The sequence below is a fragment of the Paracoccus mangrovi genome, assembly GCF_042648425.1.
Lineage (GTDB): Bacteria > Pseudomonadota > Alphaproteobacteria > Rhodobacterales > Rhodobacteraceae > Paracoccus > Paracoccus mangrovi.
The window spans coordinates 113,468-129,259 of the sequence record NZ_JBHRXJ010000002.1 but is presented as its reverse complement, the minus strand read 5'-3'; the positions used below and the strand labels follow the sequence as shown (position 1 = coordinate 129,259).

The window sequence follows — 15,792 nt, the reverse complement described above, 5'->3', positions numbered from 1 at the left end:
TTCATGTTGATCGACCGCCAAGTCGCAACATAAATGTACCTCCGTTACATTTCGCGATTCGAGGGAGGAAGCCGTGAAATCCTGGGCGGAAAAGGCCAGCGCGCGCATCAATGCCGCGGTCGAGGCCATGGTCGCATTCCTGATGCTGGCGCTGGTTCTGGATGTCTGGCTGGGCGTCGCGGACCGCTATTTTCTGGGCTGGCAATTGCCCTGGCCCGAGGAAATGGCCCGCTATCTGATGATCTGGGCGGCAATGCTGGCGGTGTCCAGCGGCATCGCGCGGCGCGAACATATCGGCCTGACCGCGCTGATCGACATGCTGCCCACAGCCCTGCGCCGGGCGGTGCTGATCGTGGTCGATCTGCTGGTGCTGGCGCTGTTTCTTTACGTTCTTTGGTACGGCATCGGCTTTGCCAATGGCGGCGCCAGCCGGCAGGCGATGATCCTTGGCGCCAGCCTGCGGCCCTTTTATGCCGCGATCCCGGTCGCGGCCGCCATCGCCTCGGTGCAGATCGCTCTGGTGCTGATGCGCGACATGGGCCAGCACAGCGAACCCCGCCATGAGGAGGGGACGGCATGATCCTTGTCCTTTGTGCATTCGTGCTTTTGATCGCCTTTGGCATGCCCATCGGCTTTGCCATCGGACTGGCCGGGGTGATCGGGCTGATCGACATGGGCGGCGCGCAGTTTCTGGCCGTGGGTCCGTCCAAGATCTTTAACGGGCTGAACATCTTTCCGTTTCTGGCCATGCCGTTCTTTATCCTCGCGGGCGAGGTGATGAACGATACCGGCATCACCGCCCGGCTGGTCAAGCTGGCGCAGGTGCTGGTGGGGCGGTTTCGCGGCGGGCTGGCGCATACGAACATGCTGGCCTCGGTGTTCTTTGCCGGGCTGACCGGATCGGCCACCGCCGATGCCGCCGCCTTTGGCCGCACGCTGGTCCCCGCCATGGTCGCCGAAGGTTATCGCCGCGATTACGCCTGTGCGGTCACCGCCGCCGGCTCGATCATCGGGCCGACGATCCCGCCCTCGGGGCTGATGGTGGTCTATGGCTCGCTGATGGGGGTGTCGATCGCGGGGCTTTTCGCGGCGGGCGTGCTGCCGGGGCTGGTGATCTGTGTCGTCTGCATGGGCGTCATCGCCATCGGCGGCAATCGCGAGAACCTGCCCAAGGCCCGGCGCGGCGCCACCCTGGGCGAGGTCTGGCGGACCTTCCTGTCGTCGCTGACGGCGCTGGCCATGCCGGTGATCATTCTGGGCGGCATTCTGGGCGGCATCGTCACCCCGACCGAGGCCGCGTCGCTCGCCGTGGCCTATGCGCTGTTCATCGGCACCTTCGTCTATCGCACGCTGACGCTGAGGGGGTTTTACGGCATGCTGGTGCGCACCGCGCGCATCACCGGGGTGATCTTTGTCATCATCGCCTTTGCCGGCATCCTTGGCTGGTGGATGAGCTTCGAGCGCATCCCCCAGATGATCGCCGAGGCGGTGCTGGGCCTGTCGGACAACCGCTATATGGTCATCGCAATCATCATCGGGCTTTTGCTGGCGGTGGGCATGGTCATGGACATCACCGCGATCCTGATCATCCTGGCGCCGGTGCTGGTGCCTTTGACCGAACAGGTCGGGCTGGAACCGATCCATGCCGGCATCATCTTCGTGCTGGCGCTGAACATCTCGTTGATGACGCCGCCGGTCGGGGCATGCCTTTTCGTGCTGTCCTCGGTCACCGGGGAACGGCTGGAACGCATCTCGATCAAGCTGTTCCCGTTCCTGATCGCGGAAATCTGCGTGCTCTTCGCCTTTGCCTTCTGGGAGGACGCGGCGCTGTGGCTGCCGCGCCTTCTGGGATTTGCCTGACAATCAAGAACCATCACAGGGAGGAAACCATGAAACACCTGACCACGGGCATCGCGCTGGCGACGCTGCTTATGGCCAATGCGGCCATGGCCGATGGCGGCGTCATCAAGTTCGGCCATGACAACAAGGCCGATCCGTTCGAAAACCCCGCCCATGCCTGTACCGCCGTCTTTGCCAACAGCCTTGCCGCCGGCACCAATGGCAGCGTCACGGTCGAGGTCTTTGGCTCGAACCAGCTGGGCACGGCGGCCGAACATGTCCAGCAGGTCCGCGACGGCATCCTTCAGGCCACGCTGACCTCGACCGGCGCGCTGGCCAGCTATTATCCGCGCATCGACGTGCTGAACCTGCCCTTTGCCTTTGCCGATATCTCGTCGACCTATGCGGTCTATGACGGTCCTTTTGGCGCGGCGCTGGCCCGCGATATCGAGGCGCAGCTGGGTGATGTGGTGGTGCTGGGCTTTCCCGACACGGGCGGCTTTTTCGCGGTCACCAATTCAAAGCACCCGATCGCCGAACTGGCGGATTTCGACGGCGTGCGCATCCGCACCATGACCCTGCCCTCGCATCAAAAGATCATGCAATCGCTGGGCGCCGAGGCCTATCCGCTGGCCTGGGGCGAGGTGTATTCGGGCCTGCAAACCGGCGTCATCGACGGCCAGATGAACCCGGTCCCGACCGTCACCTTCGCCAATTTCTTCGAGGTGCAGAAATACCTGACCCTGACCAATCACCTGTTTTCGCCCTATACGCTGATGATCAACCGCGCCTTTTACGAGGGGCTCAGCGATGCCGAACGCGGCGTCCTGCATCACGCGGCCGAAAACTGCGTCATGGCCAGCCGCGGCGTCAGCCGGGTGATCGAGGCGTCGGACCGCGGTCTGGCCGGGCTGATGGACAGGATGGAAATCACCGCCCTGACCGATGCACAGCGCAAGGCCATGGCCGATGTCGCCCAACCCGCCTTTGAAGGCCATATCCGCGAAAATCTGGACGCCAAGGCGGTCGAGTTGCTGGACCTGATGAAGACCGAGGTCGGGGCCGCCAATCAGGCTGTCTATCTGGACTAGCCGTCATGCCGGCCGGCGGCGCAACAGCCGCCGGTCAGCCCAGAACAGGAACCCGAAATGCGCGTTTTTTGTGCCTCCGTCGCGACGGAATGCAACACGTTTTCCCCGCTGCGGGCGGATTTCACCGATTTCCGGCAAAGCTTTTATGCCCCGCCCGGCCAGCACCCGGAAACGCCCACCTTGTGCAGCGCCGTCTTTCCGGTGCTGCGCGCGCGCGCCCGCGCCGGCGAAATCACCCTGATCGAGGGCACCGCCACCTGGGCCGAGCCGGGCGGCATCGTCAACGCCCCCACCTGGAACCGGCTGCGCGACGAGGTGCTGGAGCAATTGCGGGCCGCCCTGCCGGTCGATGCGGTGGTGCTGGGCCTGCACGGGGCGATGATCGCCGATAATTGCGTCGATTGCGAAGGCCAGCTGATCGCGGCGGTGCGCGGCATCGTCGGGCCGGTCGCAAAGATCGGCGTGACCTTTGACCCGCACAGCCATCTTGGCGCAGCGCGCTATGAAAACGCCGATATCATCACCGTTTTCAAGGAATTTCCCCATACCGATTTCGTCGAAACCGCCGAGGCCTGTGTCGATCTGACCCTGCGCGCGGCGCGGGGCGAGATTGCGCCCGAGATTTCGGTTTTCGATGTGCGGATGATCGATGTGCTGCCGACCAGCCTTGATCCGATGCGCGGCTTTGTCGACCGGATGATGGCGCTGGAACGGGACGGCGCGGTGCTGTCGGTCTCGGCGATCCATGGTTTCATGGCCGGCGATTCCCCCGATCTGGGCGCCAAGATGATCGTCATCACCGATGGCCGGCGCGCCGAGGGCGACCGGCTGGCCGGCGATCTGGGGATGGAGCTGTTTTCGTTCCGGGGCCGCGCCCGGCCCGATTTCCTGACCGCGCGGGACGCGCTGGAACAGGCGGCGCGGGCGCCGCGCGGGCCGGTGGTGATCGCCGATGTCTGGGACAATCCCGGCGGCGGTGTCGCAGGCGATTCGACCATCATCCTGCGCGAGGCGCTTTGCATGGGGCTGCGCGACATCGCCTTTGGCACCATCTGGGACCCGATGGCGGTGCGGCTGTGCCATGCGGCGGGCGAAGGCGCGCAATTGCAGCTGCGCTTTGGCGGCAAGACCTCGGACGCGGCGGGCGATCCGGTCGATGCGCGCGTGACCGTGCGCCGGGTCAAACGCGACGCGGTGCAAAGCTTTGGCAGCTCGGTCGTGCCGCTGGGCGATTGCGCGGTGATCGAAACGGCGGGGATCGAGGTGGTGCTGAACTCGAACCGGGCACAGGCGTTCTCGCCCGATCTGTTTACCAATCTTGGCGTCGAGATTGACGTAAAGCAGGCATTGGTGGTGAAATCGACCAACCATTTCCACGGTGCATTCGCCCGCATCGCCACCCGGATCCTGTATGCCGCCGTCGATGGCCCCTATCCAAGCGATCCGCGCCGCAACGCCTATCGGCGGCTTTCCCGCCCGATCTGGCCCATTGTCGACACCCCCCACCAGACACAGGAAAACGCATGATGTTTCCCGAAATCGACACCCCCGCCGTTCTGGTCGATCTGGACATCGCCGAGGCGAATATCGACCGTTTTCAAACCCATTGCGAACAGCACGGCATCCGCCTGCGCCCGCATATCAAGACCCATAAACTGCCCCGGCTGGCCCGGCGTCAGATCGCCGCCGGCGCCATCGGCATCACCTGCCAAAAGATATCCGAGGCCGAGGCCATGCTGGCCGAAGGCGGGATCAGCGACGTGCTCTTGACCTATAACGTGCTGGGCGCGGCCAAGCTGGCGCGGCTGCGGGCGCTGGCGACGCGGGTCCGGCTGACGGTGGTTTGCGACAACGAGGTGGTGGCAGAGGGGCTGTCGGATGCCTTTGGCTCGGGGCGGATGGCGCTGGATGTGCTGGTCGAATGCGATACCGGCGCCGGGCGCTGCGGCGTCACCTCGCCCGAGGCGGCGGCGCGGCTGGCCCAAAGGCTGAACGATCTGCCGGGGCTGCGCTTTGCCGGGCTGATGACCTATCCCCCCGCCGGACGCGAGGCGGCGGTGCAGGACTGGCTGGCGCGGGCGGTGGCGGCCTGTGCGGCGCGGGGCCTGCGCGTCGATACCGTCTCGACCGGCGGCACGCCCGGCATGTGGCAGGCGCAAGAGGTGCCGTGCGCGACCGAATACCGGGCCGGCACCTATATCTATAACGACCGCTCGCTGGTCGTGCGCGGCACCTGCGGCTGGAAGGATTGCGCGCTGACGGTGCTGGCCACGGTGGTGTCGGTTCCGGCATCCGACCGCGCGATCATCGACGCGGGGTCCAAGGTGCTGACCTCGGATCTGTTGGGGCTGTCGGGCTATGGCCATGTGCTGGAACGGCCAGACATCGCCATCGAATCCCTGTCCGAGGAACACGGCACCCTGCGCGCCGAGGTCATCGGCCTGCGCGTGGGCGACCGGGTGCGGATCGTGCCGAACCATGCCTGCGTCGTCTCGAACATGCTGGACCGGGTCGAATTGATCCGCGGCGACCGGCACGAAGCCACCGCCCCGGTCGCCGCACGCGGCCGCGTCTGGTGATCCATCACATCCGCAGGAAAAGGGCTTTCGCATGTCTGAACCCAAACTGATCCGCTATGACGTTGCCGATCCGCAGGCGGGCGGCCAGCGCCGCCCCTTTGCCAAGGCGGTGCGGGCGGGCGATTACGTCCATGTCTCGGGCCAGGTGCCGACGGTCGCGGGCGAGGTCGTCGCCGGCGGCATTGTCGCCCAGACCGAACAGGTCATCGCCAATATCAAGGCGGTGCTGGCGCTGGCCGGTTGCGGGCTGGAAGATGTGGTCAAGGTCAATTGCTGGCTGGACGATCCGCGCGATTTCTCGTCCTTCAACGCGGTGTTCGAACGCCATTTCATCGACCATCCGCCGGCGCGCTCGACCGTGCAGTCGCGGCTGATGATCGATGCCAAGGTCGAAATCGACGTTCTCGCCTGGAAGCCGGTCGCGGCCTGATCGCGGCCAAAGCAAAGGAAAACCCCCGGTCCAGACGGGCCGGGGGTTGCGTCATCGCATCGGATGCGGGGGCGATCAGGCGCTTTGCAGCTCGACCTCGTCGCGGCTTTGCAGGCGCTCGCGATCCGTCTGGCCCAGAATTTGCGAGGTCACGGTCCCCGCCGTCATCGACCCCGACACGTTCAGCGCCGTGCGGCCCATATCGATCAGCGGCTCGATCGAGATCAGCAGCGCCACCAGCGTCACCGGCAGACCCATGGCAGGCAACACGATCAGCGCCGCCATCGTGGCCCCGCCACCGACCCCCGCCACCCCGGCCGAGGACAGCGTGACAATCGCGACCAGCGTCAAAAGCCAGGTCGGATCCAGCGGGTTGATCCCCACCGTCGGCGCCACCATCACCGCAAGCATGGCCGGGTAAAGCCCCGCACAGCCGTTCTGCCCGATGGTCGCACCGAAGGATGCCGAAAACGACGCGATGGTCGACGGCACGCCCAGGCGGCGGGTCTGGGTTTCCACGTTCAGCGGAATGGTCGCGGCGCTGGAACGGCTGGAAAAGGCAAAGCTAAGCGCCGGCAGCGCCTTGCGGAAGAAGGTGAGCGGGTTCACCCCGGTCATCGCCAGAAGCAGCGCGTGAACCCCGAACATGATCGCCAGCCCGACATATGAGGCGATGACGAACTTGCCCAGATTGACGATATCGGCCGCGTTCGAGGTCGCCGCCACCTTGGTCATCAAGGCCAGCACGCCATACGGCGTCAGCGCCATGATCAGCCGCACCAGCTGGGTGATCCACGATTGCATCAGGTCGATCAGCGACAGCAGCTGCCCGCCCTTTTCGGCGTCGCGGCGCACCAGCCGGATCGCCGCCACGCCCAGAAGCGCCGCGAACACCACCACCGCGATGATCGAGGTCGGATTGGCCCCGGTCAGTTCGGCAAAGGGGTTCTTGGGGATAAAGGACAGGATCAGCTGCGGCACGGTCAGGTCGGCCACGCGCGGCGCATAGGTGCTTTCCAGCGTGGTCAGCCGCGCGGTTTCGGCCGCACCCTGCACCAGCCCCTCGGCGGTCAGGCCAAAGCTCAGCGACATCACCACGCCGACCGCCGCCGCGATGGCGGTGGTCAAAAGCAGCGTGCCCAGCACCAGCACCGAAATCTTGCCCAGCGCCGAGGCGTCATGCAGTTTCGACACCGCATTCAGGATCGCCACGAAAACAAGCGGCATGACGATCATCTGCAACAGCTGCACATAGCCGTTGCCGACGATATTGGTCCAGTTGATCGTCGTCTGCACGACGGTCGAATCATGGCCATAGATCAGTTGCAGGGCGATCCCGAACAGCGTGCCCAGCACCAATGCGATCAGCACCCGGACCGAAAGCGAAAGGTTCTGCCCTTGCAGACGAAACACGCCGTAAAGCAGGACAGCAAAGAGGATAAGGTTGATGGCGACGGCGGTCATCGCGGTTCTCCGACAGGAATTCTTGCTTGAATCCTAGTCCTTTCCGCGCCCGATTTTAAGAACATTCGGGCGAATAAGGACAAGCGCCCTGCAACCCTGTGGTTACATGGGCCACCATTCGCCTTTTGAGGCGGCGGGTGGAACAGTCTTTCGTGAAACCGCCCCCACACCGCCCCCACACCGCAAGCCGGGTTGCGATCGGGTTGCGATCAGGCGGTGAAATCCAGCCGCCGGCCGTCCCCGGCATCAAAGGCATGCAGGTTCCGGCGATCAAAGCAGAGCGGCAAGCGCGCGCCCGGACGGCCACCATGCCCCGGCGGCAGGCGCACGGTCAACTCGCGCCCCGCCATCAGACAGATCGCCAGCGTGTCCGAACCAAGTTCCTCGGTCACGTCGATTTCGGCGATGAAATCGGCCTCGGCCTCGGCACAGGGGATCAGGTGCTCGGGGCGCAGCCCCATATCGACGGCGGTGCCGGGCGGCGCATCCACCCGCGACAGCGCGATGGCGCCGCCGTCAAAGCCGATCGCCGCGCCGGCATCGGCGGCGACCACCGTCCCTGGCAGGATATTCATCTGTGGCGAGCCGATGAATTCGGCGACAAAGCGGCAATTGGGCCGGGAATAAAGCTCAAGCGGGGCGCCGTGCTGGATGATGTCGCCCCGGCGCAGCACCACCACGCGGTCGGCCAGCGTCATCGCCTCGACCTGATCGTGGGTGACATAGATCGTCGTGGTGCGCAGCATCCGGTGCAGGCGCTTGATCTGGGTGCGCATCTCGACCCGCAGCTTGGCGTCCAGATTGGACAGCGGCTCGTCAAACAGAAACACCTTGGGTTTGCGCACGATGGCGCGGCCCATGGCGACGCGCTGGCGCTGACCGCCCGACAGCTGGCCGGGGCGGCGGTCCAGCAATTCGTCCAGTTGCAGGATCCGCGCCGCCTCGGCGACCTTGTCGCGGATCGTATCGGGCGTTTCGCCCCGCATCTTGAGGCCGAACCCGATATTCTGGGCCACCGACATATGCGGATAAAGCGCATAATCCTGAAACACCATGGCGACATCGCGGCCCTTGGGTTCGACATCGTTGACCAGCGTCCCGCCGATATGCAGGCGGCCGCCGCTGATTTCCTCGAGCCCGGCGATCATGCGCAGCATCGTCGATTTGCCACAGCCCGAAGGCCCGACAAAGGCCACGAATTCGCCGTCCTCGATATCCAGATCAACCCCGTGGATCGCCTCGGCCGCGCCATAACGCTTGACGATCCCGTTCAGACTGATGCGCGCCATTTTCCCCCCTGTCCCGCGCCGACCTCTTGGCCTGTCGGGATGCGTTATCAATAATCTTGACATTATCAATAATTGTGAAATTATCAATAATGAAATTGTTCCCAGCAGGAGAATCCGATGACCCTTGCCGAGCGGCCTCTTGCCTCGACGCAGCTCAGCCGCAGCGAGACGGTCGAACATGCGCTGCGCCGCGAGATCGTGCTGGGCACGCTGTCACCGGGTGCGGCGCTGCGCGAGCTGGATCTGGCGCAGCGGTTCAAATGCGCCCAGGGCACCATCCGCGAGGCATTGATGCGCCTGTCCGAGGATGGGCTGGTGTCACGCCGGGCACGGCGCGACACCCATGTCGCCCAGGCCAGCCCCACGGATGCCGGCGAGTTGCTGCGCATCCGCCATGGCATCGAATGCCGCGCCGCCGCCGGCGTGGTGGCGGGGTGCGACGACGCCCTGCTCAGGGATCTGGATCTGCGGTTGCAGGCCATGCGCGTGGCGGCCCTGCAAGGCGATGAATACGGGCTTTTGGAACAGGATTGCGGCTTTCACCTGCGACTGTTCGCCGCCGCCGCCATGCCGGTGGTCGAGCCGGTGCTGTTTCGCTGTCTGGTGCATACGCAGCGGTTCAAGATCCTGAACACCACGCCCGAAAGCCGCGACCTGCTGGCGACGGCCGAACGGCACGGTTCGATCATTCAGGCGCTGGAAAGCCGCGACACCGACACGCTGGCGCGGGCGCTGTCCCATCACATCACCACCATCGTGGATTTCGGCCCGGCCGTATTCACCCCCGATCAGGACGTTCCTTGATGCAAGCCGCCGATCACCCGGCCGACCGACCGGCCGCCAAACAGGCCCCTAAACTGGCCCCGCAACTGGCGCCCGAAATGCGGGCCGTTCTTGACCGCCTTTTGGCCGAGGACGGGCCCCAGCCGGATCCGACGATCCTGCCCCCGGCCGAAGGCCGCGCGCTGTCGGAACGGCTGAACCGGCGCTGGAACACCGGCACCCCCGTCATGGCCCGCGAGCTGGTCGTGGAAACCGCCGACGGCCGCCGCGCCTATGTCTATATCCCGGACACCGACACGGGCGGGCGGGCGATTCTCTATATTCATGGCGGCGGCTGGTGCTTTTGTTCCGCCGCCACGCATGAGGGCGCGGCCCGCCAGCTGGCGCAGGCATGCGGCGCCGCCGTCGTCACCTTCGACTATCGGCTGGCACCCGAACACCGCTATCCCGCCGGGCTTGAGGACTGCGCCGCGGTCTGGGCCGGGCGCGAGGCGATCCTGCCCGGCCGCCGCTGGTCGGTCGCGGGCGACAGCGCCGGCGCCAATCTGGCCATGGCCTTGATGCTGCGGCTGGCGGGGCGCGACCTGCCACAGGCGGGGTTGATGTTCTATGGCGTCTGGGACGCGGATTTCGAAAGCCCCAGCTACCAGGCCATCGCCGACGGGCCGGGCCTGACCCGCGACAAGATGCGCCGCTTTTGGGATTTCTATGCCGATGCCGGGGCGCGCGCCCATGACCCCTGTCTGACGCCGGCCAATGCGCCCGACGCGCTGCTGGCCGATCTGCCGCCGCTTTACCTGAACGCGGCCGAAATCGACCCGCTCTGCAGCGACAGCCAGCGTCTGGCGGCGCGTCTGCATGCGGTGGGTCGGGGCGATGTCTTCGATCTGGTGCCCGGCGTCACCCACGGCTTCATGCAGATGAGCATGTGGTTGCCGCAATCGGTGGCGGCGTTCCGGCGCGCGGGCGACATCTTTCGCGAAATGACCTGAAGCCGCCCCAAGGCGGCCTGCATCTGAAATAGGGAGGAACTGAGGATGCGCAATAAGATCAGCATACTGGCATTGGTGGCGGGCTTGATCCCGGCCATCGCCAATGCCGAAAGCACGGTCCGTTTCTGGTATCACTTCGACAACCCGGAAAACCCGATGTCGGATCTGGTGGCCAAGTTCGAGGCGGCCAATCCCGATATCAAGATCGACGCCCAGAACGTGCCCTGGAACAGCTATTACGACAACCTTTACACCGCGATCGTCGGCGGCAACGCCCCCGATGCGGCCATGCTGAAAATGCACGCCCTGCCCCGCCTGCTGGAAATGGAGGCGCTGGAACCGCTGGACGAGCGCATCGCCGGTTGGGACGGCAAGGACGAGATCCTCGAAAATCTCTTCGACCTGACCCGCGCCGAGGACGGCAAGCAATATTACCTGCCGGTGCAATATGTGGCGCTGTATCTTTATTACCGCCCCGACATGTTCGCCGAGCTGGGCCTTGAGGTGCCGCAGACCTGTGAACAGCTGCGCGAGGCGGCGGTCAAGCTGACCCGCGACACCAATGGCGACGGCCAGACCGATGTCTATGGCTTCGGCTTTCGCGGCGGCAAATCCGGGCATGAACATTGGGGCGCCTTCACGCTGGGCCGGACGGGCGTGGCGCTGGACGACAGCCTGAATTCGCCCGAGGGCATCGCGGGCACGCAATATGTCATCGACATGTTCCGCACCGACAAGGTGTTCCCGCCCTCGGCCCCCAATGACGGGTTTCAGGAAATCATCGGCGCCTTCAAGACCGGGGTGACGGCGATGACCATCCACCATATCGGGTCCTCGAACGATCTGGTGGCGGCGCTTGGCGACAAGGTGTCGGCGACCACGGTGCCGGAATGCGGCGGCGGGCGCTGGACCACCTTTGGCGATGAATCGACCGGGGTTTTCGCCAATGCCAGCGACAAGGACGCGGCGTGGAAATGGATTTCCTTCCTGTCCTCGCCGGAAAACAACGCACAGTTCAACACCGCCACCGGGCAATTGCCGGTGACCAGGACCGACAGCGCCAACTGGACCGCGCATGAAAAGCGCTTCATCGAGGCGACGCAGAATTCGTTGCCTTTCGCGCATCTCTTGCCGCCCTCGCCCGCGACGCCGGAATTCGTCAACACGGTCTGGCCGACGAACATGCAGCGCGCGCTGAACGGCGAAATCACCGCCGAACAGATGAACGCCGCCATCGCCGAGCTTTTCGCCGAGGAATGACCCCCCGCATCCCGCCCGCGTGATCCGCGCGGGCGGGGTCAACCCTGTCCAGCCCGCCGGCCCATCCGGCGGGACCGCAAGAGGTTTGCCCGATGACACCGACATCCGCCGCAAGACCAACGGATGACATCCCCCGCAAGGCGCGCCTGTGGCGTCAGGTCATGCCGCTTGCGCTGTTGTCGCCGGCGGTTCTGGTGACGCTGGCCATCGTGTTCTTTCCCATGATCCAGACCGCGTGGATGAGCCTGCATGAATATGTCCTGTTCCGGCCCAAGAAATTCGACTGGGTGGGGCTGAAACATTATCTGGCGGTGTTTCAGGACGAGGTCTTCTGGATCTCGTTGCGCCATACGGTGATCTGGATCGCGATCACGGTGCCGGCGCAGGCGCTTCTGGGGCTGGCCACGGCGCTGTTGCTGAACCAGCAATTTCCGTGGCGGCCGCTGGCGCGGGCGCTGATCATCATTCCATGGGCGCTGCCCTCGGTGGTGATCGCGCTGATGTGGGCGTGGATCTATGACAGCAATTACGGGATTCTGAACGATCTCTTGCTGCGCATCGGCATTCTGGAAACCTCGGTCCCGTGGCTGGCCAATCCCGACACCGCGCTTTACGCGATCATCCTGACGCTGACATGGCAGGGGTTTCCGTTCTTTGCGGTGATGATCCTGGCCGGGCTGCAATCCATCCCGCGCAGCTATTACGAGGCGGCGTCGCTGGACGGGGCGTCGCCCCTGCGCCAGTTCTGGCATATCACCCTTCCGGGGATTTCGGGGGTGCTGTTCACCGCGATCCTGTTGCGCACGATCTGGGTCGCCAATTCGATGGACGTCATTTTCGTGATGACCGGGGGCGGGCCGGGATACGCCACCTATACCCTGCCGCTTTATGCGTTCCTTGAGGCGCGCACGAATCTTGATTTCGGCTATGGCTCGGCATTGGCGATGACCTTCACGCTTTTGCTTCTGGGGGTGGTGGTGCTTTATCTGCGCCGCGCCGGAAAGGCGGTGCAGTGATGGCTTTGGGACGCAAATCCACCGCGCGGCGCATCCTGACCGTCGATCTGCCGATGGCGGCGATCCTGATCTTTACGCTGGGGCCATATCTGTGGATGGCGCTGACCTCGCTTACGGCCGAGGACAAGCTGTTCACCCGCGGCCCCGCGCTTGGCGATCTGGTCTGGGACAATTACACGCGGCTTTTCGCCAATGTGGGCTTTGCCCGCAACATGCTCGACAGCCTGATCATCGCCGCCGGCACGGTCGTGGTGGGGCTCAGCCTGTCGGTCACCGCCGCCTACAGCTTTTCGCGCTTTGAGTTCCGGTTCAAGCGCGCCTTGCTGATGCAGTTCCTGCTGATCAACATGTTCCCGCTGGTGCTGCTGATCCTGCCCCTGTTCGTGCTGATGCGGCAGCTGGGGCTGCTGGACACGCATCTGGCGCTGATCATCGCCAATTCGACCATCGCCATCCCGTTTTCGGTCTGGATGATGACCAGCTATATCAACGGCATCCCGAAATCGCTGGACGAGGCGGCGATGACGGACGGCTGTTCGCGGCTGCAAGCGATGGTGCGGGTGATCCTGCCGCTTTGCGCGCCGGGCATCATCGCGACCGGCATCTATATCTTTATCACGGCATGGAACGAATATCTTTACGCGCTGACGCTGGGGGGACAGAACGTGCGCCCGATCACCGTCGCCGTACAGACCATGATCGGCGAATATCAGGTGCAATGGGGGCTTTTGACCGCCGGCGGCATCGTCGGCGCCATGCCCGCCACCATCCTGTTCCTGATCGTGCAGCGGCGTCTGGTCGGCGGCCTGACCCAAGGCGCGGTCAAGGGATGAACCATCTGCTTCCCCAAGGAAAATGACATGAAAAACCCCATCGGCATCATCTCGATGCAATTCACCCGCCCCTTTACCAACGCGGCGCTGCCGCTTCTGGCGCGGACCCGCGCGCTTGGCTTTGATTTCATCGAGCTGCTGGTTCCCGAGCCCGACGACGACCTTGACCCGGCCGAGCTGCGCCGTATCTGCGCCGATCAGGGGCTTGAGATCGTGCTGGCGGCGCGGGTGAATCTGCAACGCTCGATCGCGGGCGAGGATGCGGCCGCGCGGCAGGGGGGGCTCGACTATCTGGAATATTGCGTCGAGATGGCCGACCGGCTGGGCGCGCACATCATCGGCGGGCCGCTTTATGGCGAGCCGCTGGTCTTTGCCGGACGCCCGCCGCAGCCCTGGACCGCCGACCAGATCGCGACGCGGGCCGCGCGCACCATCGAAGGGCTGTCCCGCGCGGCCCCCATCGCCGCCAGTGCCGGCAAGGTTTTCGCGCTCGAGCCGCTGAACCGCTTCGAAACCGATATCGTCAACACCACCGCGCAGGCCATCGAGGTGGTGGATTCGGTCGGATCGGCCGGGCTGGGCATCGTGCTGGACACGTTCCACATGAATATGGAGGAACGATCGATCCCCGATGCGATCCGCGCCGCCGGCCCGCGTCTGGTCCATTTTCAGGCCAATGAGAACCATCGCGGCTTTCCCGGCACCGGCAATATGGACTGGACCGCGATCATGCGGGCCCTGGCACAGATCGGCTATGCGGGGCCGGTCTCGCTTGAACCGTTCCGGCGCGACGACGACCGGCTGGCCTTGCCCATCGCCCATTGGCGCCCCCCCCACGAGAACGAGGACGACAAGCTGCGCGCCGGACTGGCCCTGATCCGCGCCGCGCTGCGCTTTGCAGAGGTGAACCACTGATGACGATCAAGATTGGCTGGATCGGCTGCGGCCGGCACGCGACCTGGATGCTGATGCCGCAACTGGCGCGCAGCGGCTTTGCCATTGCCGCCGTTTGCGACCGCGACCCGGCGGCGGCCCAAAACGCCGCCCGGCAATTCGGCGCGTCCCAGGTGTATGACGATTACGAGACCATGATCGCCGAGGCCGATATCGACGCGGTCGGCATGGCCGTCGGCCCGGACGTGCATTTCCGCGCCACCATGGCCGCGATCCGGCGCGGGCTGCCCGTCTTTATGGAAAAGCCCCCCGCCGCCACCGCCGCCCAGGCCGAAGAGCTGATGCGCGCCTCGGATGCCGCGAAAGTGCCGGTCGCCGTCGGCTTCATGAAACGCTATTCGACCGGCAACCGGATCGCCCGCAACATCCTTGACGGCGGCGATTTCGGCCCGGTGCTGGGCATCCATGGCAGCTATCTGACCGCGCCCACCTATTTCGCGGGCGAGGTGGATTATACCGGCTTTTACCTGCATCACTGTGTCCATTACATGGACCTGATCCCGTGGTTCGCGGGCGCGGAATTCGCGGATCTGGGGCTGCGCAAGAACGTGCCCGCCCCCGGCAAGATGCTGATCCACATGAATTTCACCTGCGAGAACGGCGTCATCGGCAATATCGTCATGGGCACCGTGCAATCGCGCGGCACGCCGATGGAATTCATCCAGATCATGGGCGACCACAACCGTGTCGAGGTGGACAATATCATCAACGCCGCATGGTATCGCGACCCGCCCTTCAAGGCCGAGGATCCCGCCGCCACGCTGGACCCCGCCTGCGATACGCTGAGCTGGCGGCCGAATTTCACCGCCGCCGCGAATGAGGATCACAAGGGCTATCACGCGCTGCTGACCGATGTCGCGGCGCTGTTTTCCGGCCAGCGCGACCATGCGCCGCAGATCCGCGACGGCTGGTTGGCGATGCGGCGGCTGGAGCGCATGATTTCGCTGATCGAAGAGTGATCGCGCCGGCCCGCGCCCTTTTGCATCCCCGGCAAGCGCGCCGGCGGGTCAACAGGTTTCGCTTGACAGCGGGCCGGGCCTTGCGCCATCCGGGCAACGCTTCGGTTCCGGGCCTGCCCGGATAAAAGGGAACGGCGGTGCGCCCGGTCCGGCAACGGACCAGACGGGCAAATCCCCGGCTGCCCCCGCAACTGTAAGCGGCGAGCAAAGGCCGACCATGTCACTGGGGCGCGATCCCCGGGAAGACCGGCCCAAGCGACGACCCGCAAGCCAGGAGACCTGCCGCAGCAATCACCCATTTCC

General features: G+C 65.0%; 15 protein-coding genes and 1 riboswitch. Of the genes, 13 read left to right on the top strand and 2 right to left on the bottom strand.

Features of this window, described 5'->3' with window-relative positions:
• The first annotated feature begins 73 nt into the window (after positions 1-73).
• The 6 genes from ACFOMH_RS03000 to ACFOMH_RS02975 are packed head-to-tail and all read left to right on the top strand — an operon-like array spanning position 74 to position 5,939.
• Positions 74-580, top strand: a complete 507-nt coding sequence (locus tag ACFOMH_RS03000; RefSeq protein WP_377742538.1) for a TRAP transporter small permease — start codon at positions 74-76, stop codon at positions 578-580.
• Entirely contained in the window at positions 577-1,860 is a 1,284-nt protein-coding gene (locus ACFOMH_RS02995) for a TRAP transporter large permease (protein WP_377742536.1), read from the top strand. The genes ACFOMH_RS03000 and ACFOMH_RS02995 overlap by 4 nt, the downstream gene beginning before the upstream one ends.
• A 29-nt stretch (positions 1,861-1,889) precedes the next feature.
• Positions 1,890-2,930: a TRAP transporter substrate-binding protein gene (locus ACFOMH_RS02990; protein WP_377742534.1), complete on the top strand. Its 1,041-nt coding sequence runs from the start codon at positions 1,890-1,892 to the stop codon at positions 2,928-2,930.
• Between the two features lie 57 nt (positions 2,931-2,987).
• The gene (locus ACFOMH_RS02985; RefSeq protein WP_377742532.1) at positions 2,988-4,457 is read left to right on the top strand and encodes a M81 family metallopeptidase; all 1,470 of its coding nucleotides are present in this window, start codon (positions 2,988-2,990) and stop codon (positions 4,455-4,457) included.
• Complete coding sequence (locus tag ACFOMH_RS02980) at positions 4,454-5,509, top strand: D-TA family PLP-dependent enzyme (protein WP_377742530.1); 1,056 nt, start codon at positions 4,454-4,456, stop codon at positions 5,507-5,509. Before ACFOMH_RS02985 ends, ACFOMH_RS02980 begins: the two co-directional genes overlap by 4 nt.
• A 31-nt stretch (positions 5,510-5,540) precedes the next feature.
• Positions 5,541-5,939: a RidA family protein gene (locus tag ACFOMH_RS02975; RefSeq protein WP_377742528.1), complete on the top strand. Its 399-nt coding sequence runs from the start codon at positions 5,541-5,543 to the stop codon at positions 5,937-5,939.
• A 75-nt stretch (positions 5,940-6,014) separates the two neighbouring features.
• Here the strand turns inward: ACFOMH_RS02975 and ACFOMH_RS02970 are convergent, their stop codons facing one another.
• Positions 6,015-7,403, bottom strand: a complete 1,389-nt coding sequence (locus ACFOMH_RS02970; RefSeq protein WP_377742526.1) for an L-cystine transporter — start codon at positions 7,401-7,403, stop codon at positions 6,015-6,017.
• 209 nt (positions 7,404-7,612) lie between these two features.
• Complete coding sequence (locus ACFOMH_RS02965) at positions 7,613-8,692, bottom strand: ABC transporter ATP-binding protein (RefSeq protein ID WP_377742524.1); 1,080 nt, start codon at positions 8,690-8,692, stop codon at positions 7,613-7,615.
• A gap of 117 nt (positions 8,693-8,809) precedes the next feature.
• Between ACFOMH_RS02965 and ACFOMH_RS02960 the strand changes: the two genes are divergently transcribed.
• The 7 genes from ACFOMH_RS02960 to ACFOMH_RS02930 all read left to right on the top strand — a co-directional run bounded on the left by ACFOMH_RS02960 (position 8,810) and on the right by ACFOMH_RS02930 (position 15,489).
• Positions 8,810-9,496: a GntR family transcriptional regulator gene (locus ACFOMH_RS02960; RefSeq protein ID WP_374422282.1), complete on the top strand. Its 687-nt coding sequence runs from the start codon at positions 8,810-8,812 to the stop codon at positions 9,494-9,496.
• 53 nt (positions 9,497-9,549) lie between these two features.
• Positions 9,550-10,467: an alpha/beta hydrolase gene (locus tag ACFOMH_RS02955; RefSeq protein WP_377742912.1), complete on the top strand. Its 918-nt coding sequence runs from the start codon at positions 9,550-9,552 to the stop codon at positions 10,465-10,467.
• A 45-nt stretch (positions 10,468-10,512) separates the two neighbouring features.
• Positions 10,513-11,727: an ABC transporter substrate-binding protein gene (locus tag ACFOMH_RS02950; RefSeq protein ID WP_374422281.1), complete on the top strand. Its 1,215-nt coding sequence runs from the start codon at positions 10,513-10,515 to the stop codon at positions 11,725-11,727.
• Positions 11,728-11,819: 92 nt separating this feature from the next.
• Positions 11,820-12,743: a carbohydrate ABC transporter permease gene (locus ACFOMH_RS02945; protein ID WP_374422278.1), complete on the top strand. Its 924-nt coding sequence runs from the start codon at positions 11,820-11,822 to the stop codon at positions 12,741-12,743.
• Positions 12,743-13,576 carry a carbohydrate ABC transporter permease gene (locus tag ACFOMH_RS02940; protein ID WP_374422276.1) on the top strand — a complete coding sequence of 278 codons (834 nt, stop codon included), beginning with the start codon at positions 12,743-12,745 and terminating at the stop codon, positions 13,574-13,576. Before ACFOMH_RS02945 ends, ACFOMH_RS02940 begins: the two co-directional genes overlap by 1 nt.
• Positions 13,577-13,603: 27 nt before the next feature.
• The gene (locus tag ACFOMH_RS02935; protein ID WP_377742521.1) at positions 13,604-14,491 is read left to right on the top strand and encodes a sugar phosphate isomerase/epimerase family protein; all 888 of its coding nucleotides are present in this window, start codon (positions 13,604-13,606) and stop codon (positions 14,489-14,491) included.
• On the top strand, positions 14,491-15,489 hold the full coding sequence (locus ACFOMH_RS02930; RefSeq protein ID WP_377742519.1) for a Gfo/Idh/MocA family protein: 999 nt from the start codon (positions 14,491-14,493) through the stop codon (positions 15,487-15,489). The genes ACFOMH_RS02935 and ACFOMH_RS02930 overlap by 1 nt, the downstream gene beginning before the upstream one ends.
• Before the next feature lie 85 nt (positions 15,490-15,574).
• Positions 15,575-15,790, top strand: a riboswitch (cobalamin riboswitch).
• Positions 15,791-15,792 lie beyond the last annotated feature (2 nt).